This window comes from Microcystis sp. LSC13-02 (genome assembly GCA_002282935.1).
Taxonomy (GTDB): domain Bacteria; phylum Cyanobacteriota; class Cyanobacteriia; order Cyanobacteriales; family Microcystaceae; genus Microcystis.
Window position 1 is genome coordinate 1 of the sequence record MTBT01000225.1, and the last position, 5,339, is coordinate 5,339.

Annotated in this window: 10 protein-coding genes; 6 read left to right on the forward strand and 4 right to left on the reverse strand. The window is 39.9% G+C overall.

The genetic code is table 11. The annotated features are described in order from the left end of the window. Positions 1-117 precede the first annotated feature (117 nt). Together BGL89_RS14070 and BGL89_RS14075 are read right to left on the reverse strand one after the other, a co-directional pair. The gene (locus BGL89_RS14070; RefSeq protein ID WP_286826228.1) at positions 118-306 is read right to left on the reverse strand and encodes a putative toxin-antitoxin system toxin component, PIN family; all 189 of its coding nucleotides are present in this window, start codon (positions 304-306) and stop codon (positions 118-120) included. Then, the gene (locus BGL89_RS14075) at positions 303-572 is read right to left on the reverse strand and encodes a hypothetical protein (RefSeq protein WP_286826229.1); all 270 of its coding nucleotides are present in this window, start codon (positions 570-572) and stop codon (positions 303-305) included. The genes BGL89_RS14070 and BGL89_RS14075 overlap by 4 nt, the downstream gene beginning before the upstream one ends. Positions 573-954: 382 nt before the next feature. Between BGL89_RS14075 and BGL89_RS14080 the strand changes: the two genes are divergently transcribed. Then, positions 955-1,458 (forward strand): hypothetical protein, encoded by a 504-nt coding sequence (locus tag BGL89_RS14080; RefSeq protein ID WP_233271048.1) that lies wholly within the window; start codon positions 955-957, stop codon positions 1,456-1,458. A gap of 184 nt (positions 1,459-1,642) precedes the next feature. Here the strand turns inward: BGL89_RS14080 and BGL89_RS14085 are convergent, their stop codons facing one another. Further along, on the reverse strand, positions 1,643-2,083 hold the full coding sequence (locus BGL89_RS14085; protein WP_286826231.1) for a hypothetical protein: 441 nt from the start codon (positions 2,081-2,083) through the stop codon (positions 1,643-1,645). A gap of 241 nt (positions 2,084-2,324) precedes the next feature. Here BGL89_RS14085 and BGL89_RS21485 point away from each other — a divergent pair, with 241 nt between their 5' ends. From BGL89_RS21485 to BGL89_RS14100, 4 genes are all read left to right on the forward strand, one after another. Beyond that, positions 2,325-2,609 (forward strand): DUF6888 family protein, encoded by a 285-nt coding sequence (locus tag BGL89_RS21485; RefSeq protein WP_150975460.1) that lies wholly within the window; start codon positions 2,325-2,327, stop codon positions 2,607-2,609. Beyond that, a complete protein-coding gene (locus tag BGL89_RS14090; protein WP_223212995.1) occupies positions 2,606-2,842 on the forward strand; it encodes a DUF6887 family protein in 237 nt (78 codons plus the stop codon). The genes BGL89_RS21485 and BGL89_RS14090 overlap by 4 nt, the downstream gene beginning before the upstream one ends. Positions 2,843-3,071: 229 nt before the next feature. Next, positions 3,072-3,356 (forward strand): type II toxin-antitoxin system Phd/YefM family antitoxin, encoded by a 285-nt coding sequence (locus tag BGL89_RS14095; RefSeq protein WP_286826233.1) that lies wholly within the window; start codon positions 3,072-3,074, stop codon positions 3,354-3,356. Then, positions 3,346-3,669, forward strand: a complete 324-nt coding sequence (locus BGL89_RS14100; protein ID WP_002779901.1) for a Txe/YoeB family addiction module toxin — start codon at positions 3,346-3,348, stop codon at positions 3,667-3,669. Before BGL89_RS14095 ends, BGL89_RS14100 begins: the two co-directional genes overlap by 11 nt. 69 nt (positions 3,670-3,738) lie before the next feature. On the opposite strand, the gene asnS is transcribed toward BGL89_RS14100, so the two are convergent. Then, positions 3,739-5,103 (reverse strand): asparagine--tRNA ligase, encoded by a 1,365-nt coding sequence (gene asnS, locus BGL89_RS14105; protein WP_286826234.1) that lies wholly within the window; start codon positions 5,101-5,103, stop codon positions 3,739-3,741. A gap of 147 nt (positions 5,104-5,250) precedes the next feature. Between asnS and BGL89_RS14110 the strand changes: the two genes are divergently transcribed. Then, the coding region (locus tag BGL89_RS14110; RefSeq protein ID WP_286826235.1) for a helix-turn-helix domain-containing protein at positions 5,251-5,339 on the forward strand (89 nt) is incomplete at its 3' end.

Consider the following 5,339-nt stretch of genomic DNA (forward strand, 5'->3'; position numbering starts at 1 on the left):
CAAGGGCAACAAAGCCTGAAACTCCTGACTCCTGACTCCTGACTCCTGACTCCTACCACCACCGAAAAACTTTTTCAGCAGACCCTAAATATCAAAGGCATGGTCAAGAATCGTCATTTAGCGAAGTCGATATTGTTTTCGAGATTGGAGTTTGGGTCGTTCTAATGTATCTTTTATATCAGCTAAGATCTTTTGGGAGGCAAAGATTGTAATTCTTTGATTTTTAGCTAATTTAAGAATTTTACCCGGAACTCCTCCCCACAACAATCCTGAAATCCAAACATTGACATCTACAACAGCTTTCATGAGTTGGCCCGTCTAATTTGGCGAGCTTCTTCAATCATCTGGCTAATCTCAGCCAGAGTCGGTTGATTGGGGTCTGGTTCCATTGCTTCTAGTCGCTCAAAGAATTGCTCTAGATTGACTTTATCTTGATGAACTTTTTTGAGAATGATGGAGTCTTCCGTCAGGGAAATCATGTATTTATCTCCTGGGTTGAGGCGGGTTTGAACTTCAGGAGGAAGTTCGATGTTTCCTTCTCGATTGATTTCTATGAGTAGCTCTTTGGTCATCGGCTTCAAAATCAACTTTATTAGCTTTAGCTGTTAAACAGACTTTATAAATAATCTGATTAAGTTAATTATAGCGTTTCCTGTTCGCAAGCGGTACATTATCGATGTTGAAAAGCTTAATCAGCAAAGGTTTAACTGTGCCACACAGGTGTGAGAACCGCTATATATATATTTTAGCGAATTTTTCAAGCTAGGATTTGCTACCTTGTAATCTAATCTGGGAATTGATGATACTCGGCGATTCGCGCCTTGAGAGGTAATGTTTCTCCCTCTACATTTATACTACCCCAGGAGAGTCCTCCCACAGAATCAATACCACTGGCTACTTGACAACCGCCCCTGAACGGTTACACTAAAACTATGAGTGATTCGGAGAAAAAATATGTCATACTTCGATAACTGTTTTGACCACATTACTGATCCTGTCCAACGGAATTCTGTTCGTCAGCAATGGTTACAGATGGTTGACGGAGGTTTATCTGCTGCCGATGTTAGGATACTACTAGAGAAATACCCAGATTTTAGGGTTGCTATTAGTCAGTGGATTTCCGCAACACCTGAAAGTCTCGGTTTTAGTTATGATACAATGGACAGGTTAAAGGAGTTTGTTGCTACTTTGCCTGAGTTTAAAGATGTATTTGATAAGTATGTTTCTGAACTTGTTTCTTGGGAATGGGATCCGTTATCGTCAAAAAGAGACGATCTACGGCAGGAAATTAAAAAACTTGCCACAATATTTCCTCAGTTTAAACAAGTGGCTGAACAGCGTATAGAACATACAGAAAGTCTTATGAGACTAAGAGAAGAATACCAACGAGAAATCCAGCAAGAAATAGAAAGAGAAATGTTCACAGAGAAGTCACCAAATTATTTTAGTTCTCTTTGATGATACTTTAGAGCCGTAGGTTGGGTTGAGCTATCATTATTGCTCAGGTATTACCCATCGGCTCAAAAGGCGAAACCCAACAAAAATTGTGAAAATATTCCAGGAAGTTGTTGGGTTTCCTTGCGTCAACCCAACCTACGAGTCTTTATTCAGTGAACAGTTAACAGTTAACCGAGGTAATATATTACCTCCATTCAACTGAGAAACCAGAACCTACTAATCGCAGATAAACGATTCTTCCGGGCAAATTTCCTTTAAAGAGAATTTTTCCGTTAATGGGGACTCTAGAAGGCATATCTCTAAATAGTAGTGCACTACCTGGACCTATTGCTCCAATAGTACCCTCCGATCCCTTCAATTGCTTGCCAGTAGAATCAATGATGATAGAGTCTGTGGGAGAAAAATAAAGATCTCTGACTTCCCCTAAGTTTGCAACCATAAAAGTACAAACTACAGAATTATTGTCTTTATTACAATTCTGAATCTCGAAAGCAAAACCATTGCTTACACGTCTTAAATTACGAGCTTGAGCAATATCATCGTGATTCTGATAGAAGTTAGAAGATAAAGCTGTAGTTAAGGCTAAAATTGGTAGCCATCTGAAAAATCTTTTTTTCATCACCATTCGCTACGCAGCACATAAGTGTTTGCCCCCTCGCAGCCAGGTTAAGCAACAGCCCAACCCAACCATAAAGGAAACCAAAAACAACAATACACATTCCCCCCCCACAACTGTATCAAAAGATACAATTTTATAAATCTTTACATTTCTCTCCCTAGCTTAGGGGTTGACAGAGCAGGGAGTCTCAGGTGTTTTCCGTTGTTTTACTCCTTCTCAGACGAACTATCCTCTTCCTTGAGTTATTGTGGCGCGGTATGTCGGATTCGCCTTTGCGTTCATCTCTGTCTCGAAGTTGTTGAAGCAGATTCTCTATTTTGTTATAATTAGTGTCATTCGTTCAGTTTTGGGAGGGAAAAATATTCCGACACTTGCACAACTCTTACAATGTTATACCCTATCTTGTTGGGCAACAAGGTTTTATTTACCAATTAACTTAATAAGATTGGATGAGCGTACTAAAAATATTTTCATGTTAATTGGTGAAGGTATTGAGATTGAAATTAAACCTAATGGACAATGGATAAAATGAATCAAAAACCTAATTTTAAAACTATGACCTCTCAAGAATTAAAAAGTTATGTATTATCTCATCGTGAAGATGACGAGGCTTTTTATGCTTATGTAGATAAGGTAAATGAAAGAAAAGATCGAGTAGTTTATCCACCTTTAAACTCCTTAGAAGATCTAGAAAAATATCCCGAAGTTATTGAACAAATGCGTCAAGATTCCCGTCATAATTTTCAGCAAAATGAGTTAACTTAAATACAGTGCGATCGCCCTCTCTCGCAGTCAGGTCAAGCAATAGCCCAACCCAACACCAATGGCGGCTAGCAAAACAATACACATTCCCCCCCCACAACTGTATTAAAAGATACAATTTAATAAATCTTTACATTTCTCTCCCTAACCAGCGATCGAGATTTTGGGGTTTTTGGGGAGTTCAAGAGCTTGGAATTGTACAATAAGGTTGTACAAGTATCCCCTAAAAATCATGTTAAGCAAAGAAACCACCTACTCTCAGGCGAGAATGAATTTAGCGAGTCTCTTAGATCAGGTGTGTGAGGAATCTCAAATTATCGTCATTAAGCGTCGCAATCAGAAAAATGTGGCGTTAATTGCTGAAGATGAGCTTTCCAGTTTATTAGAGTGTGTTTATTTATTGCGATCGCCAGAAAATGCCAAACGCTTATTTCGCTCTTTAGCATGGACAGAGACGGAAGATGCAACTCCTCAAACATTAGCTGAATTGAAAGAGGAGTTAGGAATTGAGTCCTAAAAGAGAAAATAAGCCAGATAAACCTAAAAACAATTCTATTCATGGTTATTTGCCCGTTTTTAGTCCTGATTTCAAAGCAGATTTAGCCTGGTGGTATCGGAACGAACCGAAAAAAGGCGATAAAATTTTAGACTTAGTGGCAGATATTTTGGATGGCGATCCGTTTACAGGATTGGGTAAACCCGAACCTCTTAAGTATATTGCTGCCGACACTTGGTCACGACGGATCGACTTAGAGCATCGTTTAGTTTATAAAGTCACAGGAAATAAGGTTTATTTTTTACAAGCTCGCTATCATTATCAATCAGGCTAAACTTAGCAAAATTCACCCACTCTAAGCTTGAGGATTACAACCTTTCTCCTGTCGATCCTAGACATCATTCTAAAAGTCGGCACTTAAAGGGGTACGAGGGAAAGGAATCACATCGCGAATATTGGTCATTCCCGTCATGAATTGTACCAGACGCTCGAACCCTAAACCAAAACCGGCGTGGGGAACGGAACCGTAGCGACGCAGATCTAAATACCACCACAAATCATCGGGATTCATTCCCTGTTCCTGCATTCTTTGTCTCAGTATATCTAATCGTTCTTCCCGTTGGGAACCGCCGATAATTTCGCCGATCTTGGGTGCTAAAATATCCATAGCGGAAACAGTTTTATTATTGTCATCTAGACGCATATAAAAAGCTTTGATTGTCTTGGGATAATTGGTGACAATCACGGGTTTTTTGAATAGTTCCTCCGCTAGATAACGTTCGTGTTCTGACTGTAGATCTACGCCCCATTCTACCGGAAACTCGAACTGACGATCGGCTTTTTCTAATAACTCGATCGCTTCGCTGTAGGTAATCCGGCCAAACTCACTATTAACGATATTCTCGGCCGTACTTAACACCGTTTTATCGATACGTTCGTTAAAAAACTGCAAATCTTCGGGACAATTTTCTAAGACGAATTTAAAGATATATTTGAGAAATGCCTCCGCTAAATCTTGATCTCCTTCCAAGTCACAAAAAGCCATTTCCGGTTCCACCATCCAAAACTCGGCCAGATGACGGGAAGTATTAGAATTTTCGGCGCGAAAAGTCGGGCCAAAAGTGTAAACATTAGATAGGGCCATAGCCATTACTTCCGCTTGTAATTGTCCACTCACGGTTAAATAGGCCCGTTTACCAAAGAAATCCTCGGCAAAATTGGCGGGTTTTTTTAAGTCTAAACTGGTGACAGTAAATAATTCTCCCGCACCTTCGCAGTCGTTAGCGGTAATAATAGGAGTATGTACCCAAATAAAGCCTTTTTCTTGGAAAAAAGTGTGGATAGCGGTAGCGCAAGCGTTTCTAACCCGCATTACTGCTCCTAGGGTGTTGGTTCTTGCTCGCAGATGGGCAATAGTTCTCAGAAATTCAAAGGAATGACGTTTCTTTTGTAGGGGATAATCTGGGGGACAGTCACCATAAAGGGTGATTTCGGCCGCTTTTAACTCGATATTTTGCCCTTTACCCGGGGAAGGAACCAAATTTCCCGAAACAGCGATCGCCGCTCCTGTACTAATTAACTTTAGTACATTTTCATAATCGGGTAAAGTCGGTTCGAGGATAACTTGTAAGTTGGCTAGGGATGAGCCATCATCAACTTCCAGGAAAGTAAATTCTTTTAATTCTCGTTTTGTTCTCACCCAACCCTGCACGGTGAAGGATTGATCGGGTTGTCCTGTGTGAAAGATTTCCTTGATTCTGGTAGTCATTGCTTATCCCTATGTTAGAACCAAAGAGTATTTTAACTGAATGTCAGCAAAAGTCCATCGCTAAAAGCGAGGTACTTCTCCTGACTTTGTATATAGACAATTCCTCAAAAACTATGTTATCATAGTTTTAGTTTCTTGATAACTTTTATGTACAAAGCGTACAAATTCAGACTTAAGCCTAATACCGAGCAAGAAATAGCCTTAGCAAAAAGCTTTGGTTGTTGTCGTTGGTTTTG

Excerpts from the sequence above, each read along its gene's own strand:
- BGL89_RS14085 (WP_286826231.1), bottom strand. The coding sequence starts at position 2,083 with ATGGTGATGAAAAAAAGATTTTTCAGATGGCTACCAATTTTAGCCTTA.
- BGL89_RS14095 (WP_286826233.1), top strand. The coding sequence starts at position 3,072 with ATGTTAAGCAAAGAAACCACCTACTCTCAGGCGAGAATGAATTTAGCG.
- BGL89_RS14070 (WP_286826228.1), bottom strand. The coding sequence starts at position 306 with ATGAAAGCTGTTGTAGATGTCAATGTTTGGATTTCAGGATTGTTGTGG.
- asnS (WP_286826234.1), bottom strand. The coding sequence starts at position 5,103 with ATGACTACCAGAATCAAGGAAATCTTTCACACAGGACAACCCGATCAA.
- BGL89_RS14080 (WP_233271048.1), top strand. The coding sequence starts at position 955 with ATGTCATACTTCGATAACTGTTTTGACCACATTACTGATCCTGTCCAA.
- BGL89_RS14090 (WP_223212995.1), top strand. The coding sequence starts at position 2,606 with ATGAATCAAAAACCTAATTTTAAAACTATGACCTCTCAAGAATTAAAA.
- BGL89_RS14075 (WP_286826229.1), bottom strand. The coding sequence starts at position 572 with ATGACCAAAGAGCTACTCATAGAAATCAATCGAGAAGGAAACATCGAA.